20 protein-coding genes are annotated in these 23191 nt (G+C 34.9%); 16 read left to right on the top strand and 4 right to left on the bottom strand.

All coding sequences use genetic code 11. The annotated features are described in order from the left end of the window. The first annotated feature begins 19 nt into the window (after positions 1 to 19). The 9 genes from FHY60_RS09415 to FHY60_RS09380 all read left to right on the top strand — a co-directional run bounded on the left by FHY60_RS09415 (position 20) and on the right by FHY60_RS09380 (position 10436). Positions 20 to 2158 carry a hypothetical protein gene (locus tag FHY60_RS09415; RefSeq protein WP_139904732.1) on the top strand — a complete coding sequence of 713 codons (2139 nt, stop codon included), beginning with the start codon at positions 20 to 22 and terminating at the stop codon, positions 2156 to 2158. Positions 2159 to 2464: 306 nt separating this feature from the next. Then, on the top strand, positions 2465 to 2674 hold the full coding sequence (locus FHY60_RS09410) for a hypothetical protein (RefSeq protein WP_139904731.1): 210 nt from the start codon (positions 2465 to 2467) through the stop codon (positions 2672 to 2674). A gap of 429 nt (positions 2675 to 3103) precedes the next feature. Then, the gene (locus tag FHY60_RS17885) at positions 3104 to 3256 is read left to right on the top strand and encodes a hypothetical protein (protein ID WP_163216031.1); all 153 of its coding nucleotides are present in this window, start codon (positions 3104 to 3106) and stop codon (positions 3254 to 3256) included. 95 nt (positions 3257 to 3351) lie between these two features. Then, on the top strand, positions 3352 to 4827 hold the full coding sequence (locus FHY60_RS09405; RefSeq protein ID WP_139906416.1) for a protein adenylyltransferase SelO: 1476 nt from the start codon (positions 3352 to 3354) through the stop codon (positions 4825 to 4827). 340 nt (positions 4828 to 5167) lie between these two features. Further along, positions 5168 to 5842, top strand: a complete 675-nt coding sequence (locus FHY60_RS09400) for a hypothetical protein (protein ID WP_139904730.1) — start codon at positions 5168 to 5170, stop codon at positions 5840 to 5842. Positions 5843 to 5990: 148 nt separating this feature from the next. After that, entirely contained in the window at positions 5991 to 7268 is a 1278-nt protein-coding gene (gene serS / locus FHY60_RS09395; RefSeq protein WP_139904729.1) for a serine--tRNA ligase, read from the top strand. A gap of 148 nt (positions 7269 to 7416) precedes the next feature. Further along, positions 7417 to 8286 carry a 50S ribosomal protein L11 methyltransferase gene (locus FHY60_RS09390; RefSeq protein WP_139904728.1) on the top strand — a complete coding sequence of 290 codons (870 nt, stop codon included), beginning with the start codon at positions 7417 to 7419 and terminating at the stop codon, positions 8284 to 8286. A 387-nt stretch (positions 8287 to 8673) separates the two neighbouring features. After that, entirely contained in the window at positions 8674 to 9579 is a 906-nt protein-coding gene (locus tag FHY60_RS09385; RefSeq protein ID WP_243122124.1) for an AEC family transporter, read from the top strand. Between the two features lie 125 nt (positions 9580 to 9704). Then, entirely contained in the window at positions 9705 to 10436 is a 732-nt protein-coding gene (locus tag FHY60_RS09380; RefSeq protein WP_139904727.1) for a hypothetical protein, read from the top strand. A 124-nt stretch (positions 10437 to 10560) separates the two neighbouring features. On the opposite strand, the gene FHY60_RS09375 is transcribed toward FHY60_RS09380, so the two are convergent. Beyond that, complete coding sequence (locus tag FHY60_RS09375; protein ID WP_139904726.1) at positions 10561 to 10962, bottom strand: hypothetical protein; 402 nt, start codon at positions 10960 to 10962, stop codon at positions 10561 to 10563. A 139-nt stretch (positions 10963 to 11101) separates the two neighbouring features. Then, positions 11102 to 12085 carry a GMP reductase gene (guaC, locus tag FHY60_RS09370; RefSeq protein ID WP_139904725.1) on the bottom strand — a complete coding sequence of 328 codons (984 nt, stop codon included), beginning with the start codon at positions 12083 to 12085 and terminating at the stop codon, positions 11102 to 11104. A 378-nt stretch (positions 12086 to 12463) separates the two neighbouring features. Here guaC and FHY60_RS09365 point away from each other — a divergent pair, with 378 nt between their 5' ends. The 3 genes from FHY60_RS09365 to FHY60_RS09355 all read left to right on the top strand — a co-directional run bounded on the left by FHY60_RS09365 (position 12464) and on the right by FHY60_RS09355 (position 14940). Further along, the gene (locus tag FHY60_RS09365; protein ID WP_139904724.1) at positions 12464 to 13840 is read left to right on the top strand and encodes an ammonium transporter; all 1377 of its coding nucleotides are present in this window, start codon (positions 12464 to 12466) and stop codon (positions 13838 to 13840) included. A 10-nt stretch (positions 13841 to 13850) separates the two neighbouring features. Further along, positions 13851 to 14192, top strand: a complete 342-nt coding sequence (locus tag FHY60_RS09360; protein ID WP_139904723.1) for a P-II family nitrogen regulator — start codon at positions 13851 to 13853, stop codon at positions 14190 to 14192. A gap of 250 nt (positions 14193 to 14442) precedes the next feature. Continuing rightward, a complete protein-coding gene (locus FHY60_RS09355) occupies positions 14443 to 14940 on the top strand; it encodes an SPOCS domain-containing protein (protein ID WP_139904722.1) in 498 nt (165 codons plus the stop codon). 186 nt (positions 14941 to 15126) lie between these two features. Here FHY60_RS09355 and FHY60_RS09350 read toward each other — a convergent pair whose 3' ends face one another. After that, complete coding sequence (locus FHY60_RS09350) at positions 15127 to 15981, bottom strand: DegV family protein (protein ID WP_207671419.1); 855 nt, start codon at positions 15979 to 15981, stop codon at positions 15127 to 15129. A 640-nt stretch (positions 15982 to 16621) separates the two neighbouring features. Next, positions 16622 to 16837, bottom strand: a complete 216-nt coding sequence (locus tag FHY60_RS09345; RefSeq protein WP_139904721.1) for a hypothetical protein — start codon at positions 16835 to 16837, stop codon at positions 16622 to 16624. A 169-nt stretch (positions 16838 to 17006) separates the two neighbouring features. On the opposite strand from FHY60_RS09345, the gene FHY60_RS09340 reads away from it, so the two are divergent. The 4 genes from FHY60_RS09340 to FHY60_RS09325 all read left to right on the top strand — a co-directional run bounded on the left by FHY60_RS09340 (position 17007) and on the right by FHY60_RS09325 (position 23189). Further along, complete coding sequence (locus FHY60_RS09340; RefSeq protein ID WP_139904720.1) at positions 17007 to 17996, top strand: LacI family DNA-binding transcriptional regulator; 990 nt, start codon at positions 17007 to 17009, stop codon at positions 17994 to 17996. 48 nt (positions 17997 to 18044) lie between these two features. Further along, positions 18045 to 19808 carry an ABC transporter ATP-binding protein gene (locus FHY60_RS09335; protein WP_139904719.1) on the top strand — a complete coding sequence of 588 codons (1764 nt, stop codon included), beginning with the start codon at positions 18045 to 18047 and terminating at the stop codon, positions 19806 to 19808. Further along, positions 19741 to 21579 carry an ABC transporter ATP-binding protein gene (locus tag FHY60_RS09330; RefSeq protein ID WP_139904718.1) on the top strand — a complete coding sequence of 613 codons (1839 nt, stop codon included), beginning with the start codon at positions 19741 to 19743 and terminating at the stop codon, positions 21577 to 21579. The genes FHY60_RS09335 and FHY60_RS09330 overlap by 68 nt, the downstream gene beginning before the upstream one ends. 128 nt (positions 21580 to 21707) lie before the next feature. After that, positions 21708 to 23189 carry an SPFH domain-containing protein gene (locus FHY60_RS09325; RefSeq protein WP_139904717.1) on the top strand — a complete coding sequence of 494 codons (1482 nt, stop codon included), beginning with the start codon at positions 21708 to 21710 and terminating at the stop codon, positions 23187 to 23189. The last annotated feature ends 2 nt before the right edge of the window (positions 23190 to 23191 follow it).

The raw sequence follows: 23191 nt of genomic DNA, 5'->3' as shown, positions 1-23191 counted from the left end.
TAGTAATGGGAGGTATTTAATGAATGAAATTTTTGTTCCTTCACTTTTAATCTCTCTTGGGCCTTGTGGGAGGAAGGCTCTTGAATTTTCTAAAGAGCTCTTATCTTATATTCCAGAACATTTTTTGAAGGTAATTGATTATTACTGTATTGAGGAATTGGAGGGTATTGCACAGCACATTCAAGATATAATTGACAATAAACTGCTTTCTGTAAAGAATTTGAACAAGCTGTTGGACTTTGGGTATAAGGTAAGGAACGATAATGTAAGCTCTGTCAGAATAAACATTTATCTGCTTTGGGATGTATATGATTGTAATTACTCTGCCTATGAAGTAGTAAGAACCTTGGCAGAATTAAACTATGGAAACCTTGATAAGGACAGGCATTGCGGGATGACCCTATATATTTTTCCCATCATGGAAAAGGAGTGGCTTTTGGAAGAGGCAGAAAGTAGAGCCTCTTTGAATAAGGTAAAGGAAGTAATAGACTTTTTATCGCTAAAAGAAAATATTCTTTACATGGATTCAAAAGTGTTTGTTCTGCACTGTGTATCTGACGATGGCACAAGGATACCTATTGATGAATTACAGTATATAGGCGGACTAATAGTTTATTTGAACATCATACCTTCAAAAGATCCTCCGCTTTCCCATTATAAGAGGAGAATCCTAATGGAGGAAGGCAGATATAAGTTAGGTACCATTGGAATAAATTCCCTAATGATATTTAAGGATAGGCTATTAGAAGAGTATTCAATATATATGGCAGCTGACACATTAAAATATGCTTTGGAGCAGGAGAGTGACGATAACTATGAAGCCTTTCTATCCAATCATTTATTAGAACATACCACACAGAAAAAGATGTTAAGTCATAGTATTGACATAATTAAGGAGGGGGCTTATTACAGTCTTAACAATTTAGATGAATTTGATGAAATTCTAGGTAAGGAAATTGAAATCTATCCAAAAAAATTTATGGAATTGGAGCAATTTATACTGCATCAGTACTTACCTAAGATGAAAGACACTGTAGATAAAAATTCTGAAGCTTACACATTAGAATTAAAGGAAAACATAGAGAATGATTTAAGCCGCATAGCTTTCAATCAGGGCTTAAAAGAATCGCTGAAATATCTAAGTGTTTTAAAAGAAAAGTTAACAGTTATACCTTCGATGAATAAGGCCAAATTAAATGTTGATACCTCAGAACTTAATGCAAAACTTGAGGAGAAAGTGAACAAGATACCAAATCTAGTGGGGTTCATAATAAAATCTGCCATTTTATCAATTTTTCTTCTATACTTAACCGTAAAGATGGCTTTTTCTTCTACTATTCCTGGCATAATGATAAGCGTTACCATTTTTGCAGCCTTATTCATATTTTTATATCTTGATTACTTTTATGCTCCAATGAAGCTTAACTCTTACATTGATATTTATAAGAAAGAGTTACTTAAAAAGTACGGAGAAGAGATAAATGATTACATAGAAGAGAAAATCGTTGATAATCAGGCAATACTAGAAAGATACTTAGAACAAAAGATTTTTGTTATTGAGAGTTGTATAGAACATTGTAAAAAAGTATATGAGGAATTATGTCCTATAAATGAAAAAGAAGATAAAGGTTTTGGGAATCTGATAGTAAACTTATTAGATTCCCAGGATAGACACAAATTTTATCTGGAAAGATCTCCTAGGGCAAGTGATGTATATAAAAAATTTACTGCTGACTTGGTTAGCTTAGAAGACTTTCTAAGTGAAAAACTAAAGGAGAAAATTGCAGAGTTTTCTTTAAAAATTTCAGCCACATATGTAGATATAGATAGTTTTGAGTATTTGAAATTTAAATATAAAGAGAAAACCGTTGAAGAGTTGGGCAGGTGGTTTGAAAAGGGGATCATCAAGTCCACCTATCTATTGCAATACATCCATAGTGATCTAATGGAAGAATACTCTCTGCTTATAGGTTCTTCGGAAGTTAATAGAGTTATAAAAGATATGGATGTAAGGGATATAGCTGACTGTGAACTTTTAATGGAAGAGGAGAAAAATCATTATATAAACAGCATTTCTTTAATTAGAGTTTGTTTGGGAGTAGATTTTGAAAATATCGCACCGGTTAAAATAGTAAAGAAAGGTGACAGAAATGCTTGAAATCACGGTCTTTGTTGTAATCATATTGGTTTATATCATTCCCTTAAACTTATTCTTTTACAATTTTGCAGACAAAATTGCAAGGGCCATAATTAACTCTCAAAGTGATTTTATACTATTGGGTGATATTATCACCACATTATTTTATATATTATTCATCCTAGTAATGTTGATCAAATACTTGTTATATGAATATTATTAAAGCTTGTATGTTAATACTATAAATATTATAATAAACTCAGATTATTGAATGAGTGCATATAAAATATAACTATTTAAGCTAAAAAGCAATTTAGAGGTGATATTTTGGATAATGAAATTAAAGATATTCTCATTAAGTTATTAGAAGGTCAAACAAGGCTTGAAACTGAAATAAATGGAGTTAAAAACAATATAAAAAATAATTCAATTAAACTTGAAGCCATAGAAAAAAAGATAGATATAATTACAGAAGTACAAACTTCACATAAAGAGCAAAATGAAAAATCATTTAAAAATACAGATTCAGTGATATAAGAAAAAGCAAGTTTGATGGAAATATCAGTGAAAAGCGTCTCGAAAGATGTGAAGGAAATAAAAGAAAGTATAGAAGTATTAAAAGATATGACAGGAAGACATGAAGTAGATATTAATATATTAAAACGTAGACCAGTATAATTAAATAAAATATATGCATAAGATAACCATTTTGCAAATAGTAAGATGGTTATTTTTTATTCATAAATTAGTAGTTTTATGCCATGAAGGTAAAATATCATGCTTAGATTTATCGCAGTGCAAAAAGGAGATTCATGAGATATGGCAGTTATTGAATTCATAGTGAAATAATTGTACTTATGGATATTTTTAAAGAGGAAGAAAGGGAGTTATAAAAATTAACCTTCTGGTAAAGCTAAAGTAGTAAGTTTCTAGTTTAATTAATGCATACTTAAGGAGGTGGGTTTTATGGCTAATTCAAAGAAGATAATACCCGGTACCAATAGATCCCATAAGGAAGACAGTGATAATGAAATGGAATATAAAAAAAATACTAGAATGCCTAAGGCAGAGATTCGACGAAGAAACGGGGATCAAAGCAAAATATCCAATCCTCAATAAACCCTAATTTTTGAAACGATATATAATAACTAAGAGGAGCAGGTGGTCTCTATTATATAAAATAACTTATAGATAAATGAAGAGAAGGAGATATGATGACAAAGAAAACGGCAAAGAAAGAAGCAGGTTGGAATTTAGATAATAGTTATGCCCGTCTTCCCAAATCCCTTTTTACTTTAGTTCACCTTAACCCTGTTCCTTCACCAAAATTGATTATACTAAATGAGGTCCTAGCATTAGACTTAGGATTAGGGGTTGAAATACTAAAAAGTAAAAGTGGTATAGAGATTTTTGCTGGAAACAAATCTCCAGAGGGGGCCAAACCCCTTGCACAAGCTTACGCCGGACATCAATTCGGACATTTTACAATGCTTGGTGACGGCAGAGCTATGCTGCTTGGTGAACAGATTACGCCAAGAGGGCATAAATATGATATACAACTAAAGGGTTCAGGCAGGACACCTTATTCCAGAGGTGGTGATGGCAGGGCAGCTTTAGGTCCAATGCTTAGAGAATATATCATCAGTGAAGCGATGAATGCCCTTGGAATACCTACCACTAGGAGCTTGGCAGTAGTAACTACCGGCGAGTTAGTGTACAGGGATGAGAAGTTGCCAGGTGCGATTTTGACCAGGGTAGCCTCCAGCCACATAAGAGTTGGGACATTTCAATATGCAGCTTGGTGGTGCAGCCTAGAGGAGCTTCGGCACCTGGCTGACTATACTATACAGAGGCATTATCCAGATATAGAATTAGGTGATAACAGATATCTTACACTATTGCAAGAAGTGGTTAAAAGACAGGCATCTCTAATTGCAAAGTGGATGATGGTTGGTTTTATTCACGGTGTAATGAATACAGACAACATGGCTATTAGTGGAGAAACTATTGACTATGGGCCCTGTGCCTTTATGGACACCTATGCTCCAGAAACTGTATTCAGCTCTATTGATACCAGAGGACGGTATGCCTATATAAATCAACCGCCCATTGCTATGTGGAACCTTGCTAGGTTTGCTGAAACTTTACTGCCTTTACTTCATGATAATAAAGAAGAGGCTATTAAGATTGCGGAGAAGGCTCTATCAGAATTTCCTGAATTATATCGCTGCAATTGGTTAACCGGAATGAGAGGAAAATTGGGATTATTCAATGCAGAGGAAGAGGACGAAACTCTTATAGAGGATCTATTAAAGATAATGTATAAATATCAAGCTGATTATACTAATACCTTCCGCTCCCTAACCCTTGATGAGCCCTTGGACTCTGAGATGTTTAATAGCCCAGAATTTACTCAATGGCAAGAAAAATGGAAAGCAAGGTTAATAAGACAGCAGGAAACAAGTGAAGCTTCCAAGGAACTGATGAAGAGGTCAAATCCTTCAGTCATTCCAAGGAATCACCGGGTAGAGGAGGCAATTGAAGCAGCTGTTAAATGCGAAGATTACAGCGTAATGAATAGACTACTTATGGTACTTTCCCAACCTTACGATTATACTGCCGAACAGATAGAGTATATTAGACCTCCAGAGCCTTCAGATTGTAAGTATAAGACCTATTGCGGTACGTAATATTCATGTAATACTCAAAAGAAAATACAAAGCCCCAGGCAAAGATAGAAAGGACTATTTTTGTCTGGGGTTTTTAATTACTATCTATACCCTTAAGTATTTCCAATTTCTCTTGTTCATCCTGCTTAAATATAGCACTCCTCTTATATACATAGGTGTCTTGGTATCTGCGGCACCTGTCATAGCACCGTATATTATTATTTCAATCAAGTTAAAATAAATCCCTTGAATAAGCACAAAATACATTTTTTAATTACTGAGCTTGTGGTAAACTAATACTATATATTCTTTTAGTATTTAAGGATAAAGATTTGTATTTATTAAGCTAAGGGTCATGCTAATGAAAGGGGATGAAGCTGTGGAAAATAATAGAGTACAATATATTGGAAACCTACCTGAATATGAAAATCTGATAAAAGACCTAATCAATGAACATAAAACAGTTTATGGGAGTTATAGAGAAAAAAATACTGAGTTTAAAGAACTGCTTTTTAATGACTTTAAAAGCATAATGGCTCAAAAAGGATATAAAATTGATCGTGCATACAATAAACTGATAGCAGTTAACAACAAATTTACTGTGGAATTATATGAGCATAACGGTAAAATATGCTTGAACTTCAAGTCTGAAACAAGCTCAGTTAAAATTAAAGAAGACGGAAAAGTTGATTTAAAAAACGATACTATTAGTAAACTATTTATTTTGTATTTAGGCAATGACTTGGAAACGCAAATGTTTAACTTTGGAGGATGGTCTTATTACGATAAATTATCCTGCAGCAATAAAGAGTATGAATATACAGTAGAGTATTATCATAAAGAATATCTTAAACTAAAGGAAATACTGGATGAACAGAGAAAATTGTTAAAGGAAGCTAATTTGAACATATTCTTTGTAAACTTAAAGATGTTTGTTTATGAGGGAGCTCTTGTGTTTAGTAGTGGACATGAAAAGCAGATTGGTAAATTTAGAGTCATGAAGGAAGTATTAGATAAGGCCTTTGAATTAGTTTAAAAGAGAAGACCGATTATCAAGATAAATGCAATACTTTAGGTATCGTACGGTTCTATTTAGTCTTGCAATTAAAGCAATTTAAAATATGAGTGCATAAATATCAAGTCTACCTTGAAAATTAGTATAAAATTAACAGGAGGAAAATTAGATGTTAGATTTAAAGTTTGTCAGAGAAAATCCTGATATTGTTAAGCAGAACATAAAAAATAAGTTTCAGGACCATAAGTTAGGTTTAGTGGATGAAGTTATTGCACTGGACATCCAACACAGAAATGTAAAGCAAGAAGCGGAAAACTTAAGAGCTGAAAGAAATAAGATCTCAAAGCAAATCGGTGCCATGATGGGTCAAGGAAAGAAGACAGAAGCGGAGGAATTAAAAGCGAAGGTCAACTCCAATTCAGAGCATCTGGCCCAGTTAGAAATACAGGAAAATGAACTTGCCAAAAAAATCAATGACATAATGTTGACAATTCCGAATATAATTGATCCAAGTGTTCCAATAGGTAAGGATGACAGCGAAAATGTTGAACTGGAGCGCTTTGGTGAACCACTTGTACCGGATTTTGAAGTTCCATATCACACCGAAATAATGGAGAAACTCAGCGGTATAGATTTAGACAGCGCCAGAAGGGTGGCAGGCAGCGGCTTTTATTATTTAATGGGCAATATAGCTAGACTCCACTCAGCTGTTATCTCATATGCCAGAGATTTTATGATAAATAAAGGCTTTACCTATTGTATTCCACCTTATATGATCCGCAGTGAAGTGGTAACCGGTGTTATGAGCTTTGCAGAGATGGATGCCATGATGTATAAAATAGAAGGTGAAGACCTATATTTGATTGGAACCAGTGAACATTCCATGATTGGTAAGTACATAGATACTATAATACCTGAAGAGTCACTACCTCATGCTTTAACAAGCTATTCTCCATGCTTTAGAAAAGAAAAAGGAGCTCATGGCTTGGAAGAAAGAGGAGTATACAGAATTCATCAGTTTGAAAAGCAGGAAATGATTGTGGTATGTAAACCGGAAGAAAGTATGCTTTGGTACGATAAACTGTGGAGATATACCGTAGAGCTGTTCCGTTCTTTGGATATACCGGTGAGAACATTGGAATGCTGCTCAGGCGATTTGGCAGACTTAAAGGTGAAATCTGTGGATGTAGAAGCATGGTCTCCAAGACAGAAAAAGTACTTTGAAGTTGGAAGCTGTTCAAATCTTGGAGATGCACAGGCAAGAAGGCTCAAAATCCGTGTAAATGGTGCAAGCGGAAAATATTTTGCACATACTTTAAACAATACTGTAGTAGCACCACCAAGAATGTTAATAGCATTCTTAGAAAACAACCTAAATGAAGATGGCTCTGTTAGAATTCCCACCGCCCTGCAGCCATATATGGGAGGCATGACTGTAATTAAATAAGTAAAAGAAATACAAATTGTCCAGAAGAATTTTCTGGACAGTTTTTCTGATTATAACTTTGAAAAGTATCTTGGAAGCGATAATTATATTGAAAATATATGGAGTAAATCTTATAATAAAGACTATCAAATTATTGAGGTGAAACATCATGTTTGAAATATCCTTTCCTGTAAAGTATTCGGAAATAGAAACGGTATTAGAAAGATTATATGAAATAGAACTTTACTCTACATATTATGATGCACCTTTTCAGGTGACAACTGATGATAATGGCTATGGGTTCTATGAAAAGCCTGATGAGGTTGTAAGTTTGAAGGTATACCCTGAGTGTGAAAGTGCTGAGGAATGTAAAGACCATCTCCAAAAAATCAAAGAAAAACTAAATTTAGGCGAAGATATAATCATGCAAGAATTAAAGGACACAGGCTGGCAACAGCCTTTTGAACCTGTAAATTTAAATAATGGTTGGCTAATAGCAGAGCCTGAAATAGAAGCTGAAGGTTTGAGAAAAATTAATTTTGTCTCTCAAGGCTCCTTTGGCACAGGCCTCCATGAAACTACTCAAGACATGCTTCGCTGCATATTGGATAGTGATTTCACAGGCCAATCAGTACTGGATTTAGGCACCGGATCAGGAATTTTAGCCATTGCTGCTGCCTTGAAAAATGCTGATAATGTGGTTGCCCTAGATATAAGAGACGTTACTGAAGAAGTCTTATATAATGCTGCTTTGAATAACCTCAATAACATAGAGGTTGTAGTAGCCGATGTCACAAGTAAAGATATGGGCATCAGTGGAGAATTTGATGCAGTATTTATCAATATAGGTGGGGAAGAAACCCTTTCATCTATGAAGCTTATCAATAATGTTTTAAAACCTGGAGGTATATTATTTGTATCTGGTTTAGTAGAGTGGAGCAGCCACAAATTTTTACAGCAAATAGGTTCTATGGGCTATCAAATAGTTGAAAGTACTAAGACCAATGAATGGGTGACTACTGTTTTAAATAGGGCTTGAAATTAAGTGATCTCATAGATTAAAAGCAAGAAAGAAGTACAATACCTTGTCCTTAAGGGTGTTGTACTCGTTTTTTATGACTGACCATTGAGAGAATATATAAAGTAAAAAAAGTGTTATAAAAAGCTAAAGTATCTGTATAGGCCTCCTTGTAAAATAATGAATAAAAATTCTTAAAGTCATTTAATTTTAGCTTTTATTTTAGCTTTTATTTATACAAAGCTGCTATATGAAAATAATAGGGATTCCTTAAAAATAAGGAGTCAATCATTAACTTAATCAAAATCTTCGTCATATCGATATAGATAAAATACTTAAATTAGTTTATAATGTCAGAGGCAGTACTATTCTAAGTACTAAAATAATGGACAAAGTGAGATGATTACAATGGATGCAGTTGTTAACCAAATACTATCGCTATTTTTGGTAGGAATAATAGGATTTTATGGACGTAAGAGAAATATAATAGATGCTGGCTTAACCAATGGGTTGTCTAAGTTACTTTTGGAGATAACAACACCGCTGCTCATAATTTCTTCTTTTAATTTTAGTGGTGGTTCACAGTTGGCAGGTAATGCACTAAAAGCATTTATATATGGACTTGCAATATTTATTGTCACTCCAATAATTGTAAAGCCTTTTTTTGCAAAGATTGAGAAGCGAAAAAGGTACATATTGCAGTTTGCAATGGTCTTCTCAAATTGTGGATATATGGGGATTCCTTTGACTGCTGGGATTCTAGGAGATGAAGGAATTATATACGCTTCTATATTTAATATGTATTTTAATATATTTGCTTGGACTTATGGTGTATCTCTTTTTACTGATGCTAAGGAGCTAAATGGTCTAAAAACACTTATGAAAAATCGTGGTATTATAGCTGTAATAATAGGACTCATAGTGATGATATTTTCAATTCAAATACCAGGCTTATTACTGGATACAATGAAGACAGTGGGAGGACTTACCACTCCTTTATCTATGATAATAATAGGAAGTTTACTGGCTGCTACAGACTTTAGAGGAGCTGTAAAAGATCTAACTGTTTACTACGGATCTTTTATAAAGCTTATCCTTCTCCCGACTCTATTATATTTAGTTTCAGTAATTTTTAAGGAAAACTCCTTGGTTATGAAGACCTTCATATTAATGCAGGCTATGCCTGCCGGTGCAATGACCACACTATTTGCTGAAAGATTTGACAAGGAAAAAGAGTATTCAGCTGTTATAGTTTCTTTTAGCACATTAATTTCAATGGTGACTATACCTTTAGTTATTAAGCTCTTCTTTTAGAAGGGCTTTTACATTTTCCATAAAAACAGTTAAAAACTATTGACTTAGAGTAGGCTTTAGGGCTTATAGTGTTAATATAAAGTAAAAAATAAAAGCAATATAAATTATAGAGGGAGGTAAACATTATGAAATTTAAATTTATTGCTTCAACCTTAGCTGTCATATCTATAATTTTAGCCACTGGCTGTACTGCAAAAACATTAGATACAAAGGATGTTAAGGTAATTGAGAAAAATAATACAGAAACAATTGGGGAGAATAGTAGTGAAGAAAATGGTAAAAATAGTACTGAGAATAAAAACAGCGATTTAAAGGAAAAAGAGGAAGTTCTTAAGGAGGATACCGAAGAATATTTTCAAAGTATAATTGGGAGCAGGACAACTGAAGTACTCACTGCAATCAAAAATTATGACATGGTGAATTTTTCAAAAATGGTTCATCCTGAGAAAGGAGTACGTTTTAGTCCATATGCCTACGTAAATGAAAGCAAAGATCTAGTATTTACTGCTGATAAGATAAGAGTGCTGGACTCTGATGTTACAGAATATACGTGGGGGGACTATGATGGTTCTGGAGAACCCATAAAGCTAACATTTTCAGATTATTATAAAAGATTTATATATGATGCAGATTTTATAAATGCTGAAGAAGCAGGCTATAACAGAACCATAGGACAGGGAAACACTATAAATAATAGTTTTCAGTTTTACCAAAATTCAATTATTGTAGAATATCACTTTCCCGGTATAGACCCGAAATATGAAGGTATGGATTGGAGAAGCTTAAGAGTTGTATATGAAAAATACAAAGATGCCTGGTATGTGGTTGGAATTATTCACGATGAATGGACCATATAATGAGTAATTAGTAACTGAGGCGGATTTTCTCTATTTTATTACGAAAAATTTCCTATTATATAGTTTTTAGGCATGCAATAGCATGCCTAAATTTTTACAAATAGATTGCATACTTATTGAAATTTTAAGGCAGTACTGTGTGTGTAAGTTCTAGTACTTCACCGTTGCCGGAAATTTTTATAGGATAGGTCCCTGGCACGGTATCTTCGCCTACCACCCAATTGAAGGTAACTATACCCTTCGAATTGCCAGTACGTACTTGATTTACAGGAATTACGCGACTACCTATGGCATAGGAGCTTTCAATCTTATATACGACGCCGGGCTCACCTTTAATAGTAATTATTCCTATATCTCCGTGTTTCAAAGTTGTATTAGAACGGAGAAGTTTTATCTTCTTTGGTATTGACGTTGATGAAAGCTGGGTTTCTCTTGAAGAGAAATCTTCAGCAGCAACTGTTGTGCTATTATAATGACCAATAATACATATACTAACAATTAAGATGCAAATAGCTTTCTTTTTCATTAGATCACCTCGTAAAATATGCAACTATACTTATAATTATAATTACCAATAAAGTTATAATTATGTCTGATCAAGAAAAAAATATAACTATATTATATAAAAGAATAACCGCTGAAGTACTTTCAGCGGTTATTTTAGTCTAAAATACCCTATCACCATTAAATATTGAATTTTTAACAATAACATAGTCTACTGTTCGTATTGCTTCTAGATTTTTTCCGCCGGCATAGGAAATTGAGGACTGAAGGTCTTGCTCCATTTCAATGAGGGTATCTTTCAAAGGACCTTTGAATTCAACAAACATCTTCTTGCCCTCAACATTCTTTCTTTCTCCCTTTTGAAATTCAGAAGCTGAGCCAAAGTATTCCTTATATAGCTTGCCATCTATCTCAATGGTTTCACCAGGGGACTCTTCATGGCCTGCAAACAAGGAGCCTATCATAACCATGGTAGCTCCAAACCTTATTGATTTAGCTATATCACCATGAGTACGGATACCACCATCGGCTATAACCGGTTTACTTGCTGCCTTTGCACACCATCTTAGTGCAGCTAACTGCCAACCGCCGGTTCCAAAGCCGGTTTTGATTTTAGTTATACATACCTTACCTGGACCTATACCTACTTTTGTAGCATCTGCACCGGCATGCTCCAGTTCTCTTACAGCTTCAGGTGTGCCAACATTTCCGGCAATAACAAAACTTTCTGGGAGATGGTACTTAATATGCTTGATCATATTTATTACAGAGTCGGAATGACCATGTGCTATATCAATAGTTATGTATTCCGGTGAAAGCTTTTCCTTTGCCAATTGTTCTATGAAAGTAAATTCTTCTTTTTTTACCCCAACACTAATTGATGCGAACAATCCGCGTTGCTGCATGTCTTTTACAAAATCCAGTCGCTTTTGCGGCTGGAAACGATGCATGATATAGAAATACCCATTCTCAGCTAAAAAGTTTGCAATTTTTTCATCTATTATTGTCTGCATATTCGCTGGTACTACGGGTAATCTAAAGGTACGATTGCCCAATGTTACACGTGTATCACATTCTGAACGGCTGTTTACTACACATTTGGCTGGAATTAGTTGAATATCCTCATAATCAAATACATTTTCCATAAATAACACTCCTCTGATACGAATAATAGTAATCCATTATATATTAATGTTCGTACATAGATATTTTACTTCATTTATATTAATGTGTCAAAGCTTTTTGGAGTTTATTCAGATTGTATTAATACAGTGGTTTTTGTTTTACAAGATGGTCTAACTTTGCCTAAGTTGACATTAACAAAATAAACGTTATCAAACAGAGTATATTTATTAATAACTTATTTTGAAAAGGTTTATTTTGCTAAAGTAGCAAAGTCAGAAGTGATGGATAAATATTCAAGCTAAATTTTAGGTTTCTTTTATAATAATACTATAACCTAGGTTATATCGATAATTAAAAGCTGGCTTTGAACTTATAAATTATAGAAGGAAGGTTTTGAAATGGATAATCAAGTTTTATTAGATACCTTATGGGTTTTACTATGTGCTATGCTTGTTTTCTTCATGAATCTTGGTTTCGCTTCTGTTGAAAGCGGATTTGCACGTTCAAAAAATACAGTTAATATTCTATCGAAAAATTTCATTGTTTTTGCTGTTTCATCTCTAGGATTTTACTTTTTAGGATGGGGCTTGATGTTTGGTGATGGAAATGGCTTTGTGGGTACTCAAGGACTATTCTTCGCCAGTGGTACAGATAATTCACCGGCTGTGGGCGAAGCGTATAAGGGGGTATATACTGCCATATCTTGGGCTGGAGTACCGTTTTGGGCAAAGTTCTTTTTCCAATTAGTATTTTGTGGTACGGCGGCAACTATCGTTTCCGGTGCTGTTGCAGAGAGAATTAAGTATATTTCCTTTATAGTATTTTCATTCATACTGACATTACTTGTTTATCCCCTAGTTGGACACTGGATCTGGGGAGGAGGATGGTTATCACAGCTGGGCTTCATGGATTTCGCCGGTGGTACAGCAGTTCATTCCGTTGGAGGATGGGCAGCCTTGACTGGTGTAATTATATTAGGGCCAAGAGTTGGTAAGTATACTAAAGATGGAAAAATAAATCCTATACCCGGTCACAATATTGGACTAGCTACCATTGGTGCTTTTGTACTTTGGCTAGGTTGGTTTGGATTTAACCCTGGTTCAACTATGGCAATGGATCCAGATGCCATTGCACATATATTAGTTGCTACTAATAGTGGTGGTATCGTTGGTATGCTTGTTGCTACAGCAGTTATTTGGAAGGTTGGAGGAAAACCTGACTTGGGAATGTCAATTAATGGCTTGCTTGCAGGTTTGGTTGCAATTACACCTGTATGCGCCTACGTAACTATACCTGTTTCCTTGCTTATAGGTGCAGTAGCCGGTGTTATAGTAGTATTTGCAGTTATTAAGTTTGATAAGTTAAAACTAGACGACCCGGTTGGAGCATTAGCTGTTCACTTGGCCAATGGTATATTTGGAACCCTATCTGCAGGACTATTTGCAAAGGAAGGGGTAACATCCTTATCTACTGCTAATGGACTCTTTTACGGTGGAGGCGTAAAACTTTTAGGAATTCAGGCTTTAGGAGTAATAAGTGCCGGTGCTTTTGTAGTAGTTCTATCAGTGATTACTTGGTTGGTAATTAAAAAGACCCTAGGTCTTCGTGTTTCCCTTAAGGAAGAAATTGAAGGACTTGATATTGGTGAACATGGTAATCAAGCATATCCGGAATTTGTTATCCGAAAGACTTCTTACCTGCATGTAAAAGATGATATACATGCTGTTTCAAGTGTAAGAGAAAGTTCGGAACCAGCAAAAATTATAGCAAAGTGAGGTTAATATAATGAAGCATATAAAAGCAGTTATTCAGCCTGATAAATTAAGTGATGTCCGTGAAGCTCTTGATGCAGCAGGTTGCTCAGGTGGAATTATAATAAGCGAAGTCATGGGCCATGGAAATCAAAAGGGGATAGTACAGGCCTGGAGGGGAGAAAAGTATCAAGTTGATTTACTTCCTAAGGTCATGATTGACCTAGTAATAAGAGATGAGGATTTGGAAACTGTGAAAAAAATAATAATTGACAGCGCCCGTGTGGGAGAATTCGGCGATGGAAAAATATTTATTTACAATGTTGAAAGCGTCATTAGGATAAGAACCGGTGAAGAGGATGATGATGCGCTGTGATTAGGTTTTACAGGAATGCACTATATTATTAATGCATTCCTGTATTTTTTATCAAAATAAATCGAGAAAAATAGATAATTAGTTTATCAACAAATTACATATGTGGTATCCTAACTTTTTATATCGAATAAAGTGATTATTGGCAGTAGTATGAAATAAATTGAATCTATAATGATATTTTAGAAACATTTTGTAATTACTTGAATATTATATACTATAAAACTAAATAGATAAAAAAGGGGGTAACCATATGTATAAAGAAGAATTCGATGACTGCACTGATGACAAGGATACAAAATTCTCATCAAAATTCCATGAAGTCGACAAAGTTTGTATTGGCTGTCCTAAACCCTGTATTACCACAATTTTAGAGGGTGCTGTAAAAGTTGAAATAAAAGACAAAAAAGTTATAAAGCACTGTGATGGTTTCAAGCTAATGGTTTCTGGATGCAAATTTATAAAGATCAAATATTGTTCAAACGATAAATGCGGATGCAATAAGATATTTACTGAGACCTTCGTAGTTCCATTCAAACAAGCTTTGGATTTCTGTGGCTGCTACATGGAGCTTTGTGATTTAGATGCATATGTAGAAAAATGCTCTATTAAAAAAGTAAGCTCCAGATGTGCTGTAGTTAAATCAACTATAGTTGTAGACCCATATTTTGAAGAACCAAAGTATGATTACTGGGATGACGACTGGGATTGCGAATGTGAAATAGATTCCTGCTGCAAAAAGAAATGCTAAATGATATAGAGCTGTCGCACTAAAAAAGAGCGACAGCTCTTTTTTTTCAAGGTTAAAATATTTCAGTTATTAACAATGACATTCCTTCAGCGTAATCCCGTGCATTCAGCATCTTCCATACTTGGCTTGTCTATCATAAATAGATAAACCAAGGTTTTTGATTTTATAATATATGATATATAATGGCTATTTTGTCATAAATAGGACACCAAGTGTGTTGGGGCCGCAGTGGGAAGAAATTGTACATCCTGCTCGGGTTACTAATATTTCCTTAAAATCCGCAAGCTCTTTGATAGTGTTTTTAACAAGTTCAATCCGTTCATCAGATATGCCTGAGTGGGTGATAAAGACTCTATCCAGCTTTAAATCGGTACGGTCCTTAAGCTTATCTTCGGTATAATGCTTTAGTACTTTATCAAGAGAGCCACGATATTTCTTTCCAACACCCATTCTTCCGCTGGTATTATCCACTTCGATACAGGGCTTTATGTTTAATATATTGGCACCAAAGGCCGTTAGTGCAGAACATCTGCCGCCAGCAGCAAGAAAAGTGAGACTGTCTAGCACAAAGCTTGCATGGACTTTTGTTCGTAAAGTATTTATTTCCTCCTGAATTTGAGCAGCAGGCATGCCCTGTGCAATTCTATCGGCAGCTTCCAGTACAAGTAGTCCTGTTCCGGTAGATAAATTTTGTGAATCAATGGTATAAACGTTTTTTAATTCTTCTGCTGCTATACAGCTGTTTTGATAGGGTGAGGATATGCCGGAGCCAAGGTTTACATGAATTACTTCATAACCTTCATCTGTCCACTTCTTAAAATACTTGTAATATTCATCAGGGTTTACAGCAGCAGTTTTTGGTAAAATACGCTTCTCGTTATATGTTTCATAAATTTTGTCGGGGGTTATGTCTACGCCATCTTGAAACTGTTTATCACCTAAAATGACATGAAGCGGATAATAACTGATGCTGTACTTTTCTTTTAAAACCTCACCAAGGTCACAGGTTGTGTCAGCGCTGAGAATTACTTTACTCAACATACTCACTCCATTCTTATTTAGTTTATTCTTCTCTTAAAGCTTCAGCAGGATACTTTATAGCCACTATCTTTGCCAGTATTATTATATCTGTCAATCATGATGCTAGGATTACCATTTTGGGTAAAAAAGCCCCTGTTCGCTTTATAATAATCATTATTAAGGATTGTTTTAAACTCATATCCTATTATATCATCAAAAGCAATACTTTCAGTTTCATTTTTTATCTTTCAATGGCTTGTCTATTAACATTCCACGCTTTAAAATGTTTAACTTTTTTTATATTCCTGCATGATATGTTCCTTATATTAGGATTGCAGGTCTAATTTGTCAGTATCTATATATTAAAGAAGCCAATTTATACATTGATTTTTGATAGTGCACTTAGAAAATTGCTTCATATCCTTATTACTAACAACCTGTCACATGACAGATTGTCATTATTTTAAATCTATGATTTAATTGTGTCAAGTTGAATTTTGTGATTATAAGGAAAAAAGGGGCTGTGGCATTAGGGATTTTTAATCGTTAATGCCACAGCCCCATAAAGTTCAGCCGAAATCTCATTTTTAAAGACACCTAAAACAAGAGAACCTTCTAGATAAAATTTCATACATACTTATTCTGTTACTAAATTTTTTATTTATATCTTCTTATATTTTACCGTAGTATGAGCTCTTTCATTGGATACTATGACATTACTAAATACTCCGTTCTCAACTTCGGAATTAAAAATTTTTCCGTCTTCTGCACGCTCATCTATAGGGAAATCATCTTGTACAACATCTTTATACTCGAAGGCTCTACCTTTTGGTAACTTATTTATCTTTTCAATATCCACATGACTTCTATGAACCATATTCTATAACCTCCCATTTTAAGTATTAAACTCATTCTCCTTATATAATATCCTTTATTAAACTAAATATACCCTCTAGGATTAGTTATACTATAACGATAAAAAACTATATTACATAACGTTGTAAAATAACTTTCTATAACGTATAATCTATCTAGAGGTGAAAACTATGAGAAACGCAAAGATAACAATAAACGATATTGCTGAAGCCCTTGGTATCTCAGCAATTTCTGTTAGCAGGGCACTTACAGGACAAGCGGGTGTCAGCGAAGACCTAAGGAGTAAGATAATTGCTAAAGCTAAGGAAATGGGCTACGTCAAAAACAAAAATAAAGAAGACATCAATATTTTGGTTCTTCACCAAAGACCCTATGTGCAGGATAACAGTAACTTTAGTTATAAGGTTCAAGGAATTGAGAAAGCACTGCAGAAGTTTGGTGCAGAATATAGTGTAGAATTTGTTGAAAGAGAAAATCAGCAAAAGCTTTATCTACCTCACAAATTAGCTAAGGGACATAACTTTGATGGCATTATTTACATAGGCAGATTTGATGATGAATACGTCAATTTCTTAAACCAGAAAATTAAAAATTCAGTATTTTACACCGGTTATTCACCATCCTTTAACTATGATAGTGTGTGGTTTAATTTTAATAATGGTGGCTACAAGCAATGTGAGTACTTGATATGCAAAGGTCATAAGCGTATCGGATTTCTTGGTAATACCAAGAGTTTTAAAAATAGGGAGAAACTTCTGGGGATTACTTCGGCTTTAGAGGACTATAATTTATCCATAAATGAAGAGTTCTTCCTGGACATTGAGGATGCTTTTGAGGAAAGATTAGACCGGCTTATATACTATAACGAGAGACCAACAGCTATTATTTGTCAATGGGATTTGGTAGCCATTAAACTTATAAAATTTCTTTACGAAAGAGGAATAAGTGTTCCCAAGGATATATCCGTAATTGGCAGCGGAAACTCGGAAATGTCTGCCATATCTATCCCGGCCCTGACTACTTTGGACTTCCATATTGAATATTCCTGTGAGGCTGCAGTGGAACTGCTAATAAAGAGAATCAACCATCCCTATAAGCCCTACGAGAATATTACAATTAATGGGACAATAGTTGAGCGTGATTCAGTGGCATCGTTATAGATGAAGAAAGTTTCGCATATTTGACAAAAATTCATGAGGAGACTTGATATGAAGAAAAAAAATATAATTATTGATTTTATAATTCAAAATAAACTATCTTATGCCTTGGGGCTTTGTTTTATGTTTTCAGCTTCTTATATTGCTTCAATATTTCCTAAGCTTTTGGGTTCTACCATAGATATTTTAAAAACCAGCAATTTTAACTTGGAAGATGTAAAAAGAAATATTTTATATATTATGCTGGTTGCCGCTCTTAGCTTTGGATGTACTTATATTTGGAGAAACTTAGTAATGAGAAATAACCGTAATCTGGAATGCTTATTAAGGGAAGAATTATTTAAGCACTTGCAATTGTTGTCACCGGAATTTTATAACAATAGAAAAACCGGAGATTTAATCGCCTATGCCATTAATGACATTGGTGCCATAAGAATGAGTTTTGGTCCCGCTATGGCCATGTCTATCAACGGTACCGTATTGTGCAGTACTTCTATATATTCCATGATCCAAGCAGTTAATTGGAAACTTACTCTTATTTCTTTACTGCCCATACCGGTAATTGTTGTCTTTATGATAAAAATAGGAGCTGAAATCCGAAGGCGCTTCAAAAGAGTTCAAGAAGGCTTTGGAGCCATATCTGACAGGGTTCAGGAAAATATATATGGGATCCGTGTTATAAAGGCCTATGTACAAGAAGATTATGAAGTAGAAAATTTCGAAAGGCTGAATAAGGAAATGATGGATGCCAATCTTAGTATGGTTAAGGCATCTTCTCTGCTATCCCCCATGATAGAAATATGTTTTAGTATAAGTTTTGCCCTTAATTTAATTATCGGTGGAAATATGGTGCAAAATGGAACAATTTCAGTGGGCGATTTCATAGCTTTTAATACCTATTTAACAATGATTATGGGTCCTATAAACTCCATAGGGAGAGTGATAAATATATTCCAAAGAGGTGCTGCCTCCTATAAAAGATTACAAGAGATATTTAATGCAGAACCTGCCGTTAAAGACGGACAGGCATCTGTCAATACTCCCATAAAAGGTGAAATTTATATAAAAAATTTAGAATTTTCCTATCCCGCCACGGAAGTTAAAGCTTTGGAAAATATAAATTTAAATATTAAAAAAGGAAGTACTTTAGGAATTATTGGACGCACGGGCTCTGGAAAGAGTACTTTGGCCAATCTACTGTTAAAGCTTTATAATGTTGACTCCGGAAAAATTGTAATTGATGGTATAGATATTAATGATTATTCTTTGGAAACTTTAAGAGAAGGCTTTGGTTATGTACCTCAAGATAATTTTTTGTTTTCAGCCTCAATAAAAGATAATATAACATTTTTTAAAGACATCTTCAGTGACAAGGACATCGAAGCTGCAGCTAAGGCCAGCTGCATCTATGATAGTATCATGGGCTTTAGCAACGGCTTTGATACAATGTTAGGCGAACGAGGAGTGAACCTATCCGGTGGTCAAAAGCAAAGAGTTTCTATGGCTAGAGCCTTTATAAAGAACCCACCGATACTGATTTTAGATGATTCCCTATCAGCTGTTGACACCATAACAGAGGCACAAATTCTAAGTAACTTTGCCAAAGTGAGAAAAGATAAAACTGCTATTATTATAGCACATAAGATTTCCTCTGTTAAAAATGCGGATTTAATTGTCGTTATGGATAAGGGGAGAATCTGTGAATGTGGGACACACCAACAATTGTTGGAGGAGAGGGGGCTATACTATGAAATTTATGAAGAACAGTCAAAAGACCAAAATAACAAATTCATCTTCGAAGCGTCCGAGAGTTAAAAACCTTATCAGACTTTTACAACTAGCTTTGCCATTTTGGAAACTTATTGCCTTATCGGCCCTATGTGTAATTTTAGTAAACGGAGCTACCTTGGTGAAACCATATATACTAAAGCTTGTAATCGACGATTTTCTAATAAAGGGCCTTCCCTCCAAGGGCCTATATTCTATAACATCCATGGGAATTATATATTTTCTTGTTGTAAGTATCAGTGGATTACTTTCTATTACTCAAGTAAATTTGATTAATAAAGCTGCACAAGAAATTATGAGTGGCCTAAGGAGGAGAGTGTTCAGACTTATACAATTGATGCCGCTTTCATACCTTGATAAGACTTCCTCTGGTAGATTGATAACCAGGGCAACTAATGACATAGAAGCCTTAAGTGAAATGTACACAGATGTAATTATAAATCTTTTTAAAGATATATTTCTGCTAATTGGTATAGTCTATGCCATGCTGGCCTTAAATGTAAAGCTTGCTCTAGTATCCTTTTGTGTATTACCTTTTATGGCTTTGATGGTTTTCAAGCTTAATAACAAAATAGAGAGTAATTTTAAGATAATGAAAACATATATAGGACAAATAAATGGCTATATGGCAGAAAATATATCCGGAATGAGATTAGTTCAGATTTTTAGAGCGGAGAAGGAAAAGTTAAAGGGATTTCAGAAATTAAATAACGCCTACTTAGAAAATGCAAAATACCAAGTATGGCTTAATAGTTTTCTAAGACCAGCCTCCGAAATCTTTAAAAATCTATCAGTGGCAGTTCTTCTTTGGTACGGTATGGGTAGGATCAGCAATCAAACCTTGGAGATTGGAGTTTTATACGCCTTTGTAACCTACATTCAGCAATTTTACAATCCAATTTCGGATTTGGCAGATAATTATACCACAATTCAGTCAGCTCTAGTCTCTTCCGATAGAATATTTGAACTGTTGGATCAGGAAGGTAACACTGAAGACTTGGATTCAGGAATTCCTATGGAGAAGATTAAAGGAGATATTGAATTTAAAAATGTTTGGTTCTCCTATAACGACAGGGATTGGATATTAAAGAATGTGTGCTTTAAGATAAAAATGGGAGAAACAGCAGCCTTTGTAGGAGAGACAGGAGCTGGTAAGACTACTATTATCAATTTGATTAGTGGTTTTTATAAAGTACAAAAGGGCGAAATTTTAATTGATGGAATTAATGTCGATGATATCAGGCCAAAAGACCTGAGAAGAAATGTTGCTGTAGTGCTTCAAGATGTCTTTCTATTTTCAGGAACAATTGAAAAGAATATTACTCTTAATGATAATATAGATGGCAGTATAGTGCAAAAAGCGGTAGAAATGTCCTGCGCCAATGAGTTTATAGATAGTATGGATGATGGACTTAAGTCTAAGGTAATGGAAAGGGGGAGCACCTTTTCAGCGGGGCAAAAGCAGTTGCTTTCGTTTGCACGAGCTTTAGCTCATAATCCCTCTATATTGATATTAGATGAGGCTACTTCAAATGTAGACACCCACACAGAGAAACTGATACAGAAGACCATAGAGAATGTATCAAGGGAACGTACTACTCTCGTAATTGCTCACAGGCTATCTACTATAAGAAATGCAGATAAAATTATAGTGCTAAAGCATGGTGAGATTATCGAAATGGGGAACCATGCAGAGCTTTATAAAAAGGGTGGCTATTATTACAGACTTTGTACTAATCAAAGAGCACGTTACAGCCCAATGGATGATGAGATTCATGTACTTACAGGTGAAGCTTAAAACTAAGCTTATAAAATGCAGTTTCAAGATTATCCTGCAGCTGCATTTTTGTTACAACACTATAAAGGAATTTCCTGCTTTTAGGTAGAATATATTTAAAAGTATAAAAATGAAAGGAAGATGGATATATGGGTGTAATTAAGGCAGCAGCCGGAGCTATTGGAGGCACCTTAGCAGATCAGTGGTTAGAGGTTATAGAACCGGCTCAAATGGATAAATCTACTTTGGCTACCTATGGTATTCAAGTTAGAAGGGGAGATTCTAGAAGTTCAAATAGAAAGGGAACAGAAGATGTCATTTCCAATGGTTCAATTATACATGTACCAGCTAATACCTACATGTTATTGGTTGATGGTGGAAAAGTAATAGCTGCTACCGATGAGGAAGGTTATTTTCAGGTAGATAACTCCCGATCCCCATCTATTTTTTTTAAGTCCGAGGAAGAAAAATATATAGTGGATTATAATAATACCGAAAGAAATTCTATAGAGAGATCTGGTGGAATAAAAAACACCCTTAAAGACTCTTGGGAGCGTTTTAAATTTGGTGGCGTTACTCCCTATAAGCAAAAGGTAATATATATAAATAAGCAGGAAATTACAGATATTCGATTTGGCACAAGAAATCCGGTATCTTATACTGACAGGGTATTGGTCCCTGGAAGAATTGTACCTTGTAAGGTAACTTCCTTTGGAACCTATTCAATAAAAGTAGTAGACCCAATATTATTTTACAATGAAGTGTGTGGAAAAACAGGCAAGGCTACACTAACTACTTTTGATTTAGCTGAACAGTACCTCAATGAATTCCTAATGGCTTATACTACAGCCCTATCTACTTTGTCTATGCATAATGTACTGGTTTCAGATATACCTAGCAGAACTATGGAACTAGGTCAATATATGGCTGAAGTACTCGATAAGGAATGGCTGGATAAAAGAGGTTTTTGTATTCAAAGTGTTGGTATTGCCGGTATATCCTTTGATGAGAAAACAGATCAATTACTTGAAAAGTATGCTAATGATTCAATTTTGTTTGATCCAAATGCCCGTGCTGCCAGAATGGTGGGAAGTATTGCCTCTGGCTTAGAAGCAGCTGGGTCTAACCCGGGAGGAGCAATGTTAGGCTTTGCAGGTATGTCCATGGGAATGAATACCGCTGGATTCATGGGGGCCATGCCAAACCAGCAAATCCTCAATCCTCAGGTTAATATAAATACACCTGCAGCGGGAGGTTGGGTATGCACCTGCGGCAACAACATGCCAACAGACGCACTATTCTGCTCAAAGTGCGGTAATAAGAAGCCGGTTCCTGAAGCTAAGTCCTCAGGAGAAGCTTGGAAATGTTCTTGTGGAAAGACTGTTACTGATGGCAACTTCTGCCCAAACTGTGGCAGCAAGAAACCTGAACTAAAAAAATGGACGTGTACCTGCGGTAATGTAAATGAGGATAATTTCTGCTTTAAATGTGGAAATAAGAGACCGGAATTAACACCATCATCTACTTACAAGTGCGATAAATGTGGATGGACTCCTGAAGATCCTAAAAAACCACCGGCATTTTGCCCAAAGTGCGGAGATCCTTTTAATGATCTTGACAAGAAGATGTAGAA

Origin of the sequence: Clostridium thermarum, assembly GCF_006351925.1 — a bacterium.
Classification (GTDB): Bacteria; Bacillota; Clostridia; order Clostridiales; family Clostridiaceae; genus Clostridium_AU; species Clostridium_AU thermarum.
Note: the sequence above shows the minus strand (reverse complement) of the source record. Positions and strands in the feature narration are given on the sequence as shown.